We start from the raw sequence: 252 nt of genomic DNA on the forward strand, positions 1-252 counted from the left end.
GGTGTAGAGCATTATTTTTCACGCTTATCACCTGCTGTATATAAAGATACCGTATACGTTGCTAACCGCGAAGGCCAAGTAAAAGCACTTAAGCTAGAAAATGGCGATACGCTATGGAAAAGCGATGTGCGCCAAGATGTATCGTTTTGGCCATGGGCCGATAACGATAGTGCAAAATTATCGGGCGGAATATTACAAGCTTATGGTAAAATATATTTAGGTTCGGAGCATGGCTATGTTATTGCTCTAGAT

1 protein-coding gene is annotated in these 252 nt (G+C 41.3%); it reads left to right on the forward strand.

Annotated elements, in window-relative coordinates; genetic code table 11:
• A partial coding sequence (locus tag AAEY79_RS15755; protein WP_352289562.1) for a hypothetical protein occupies positions 1-252 on the forward strand: 252 nt, incomplete at both ends.

The sequence above is a fragment of the Psychrobacter sp. GW64-MNA-CIBAN-0177 genome (genome assembly GCF_040309585.1).
GTDB lineage: Bacteria > Pseudomonadota > Gammaproteobacteria > Pseudomonadales > Moraxellaceae > Psychrobacter > Psychrobacter okhotskensis.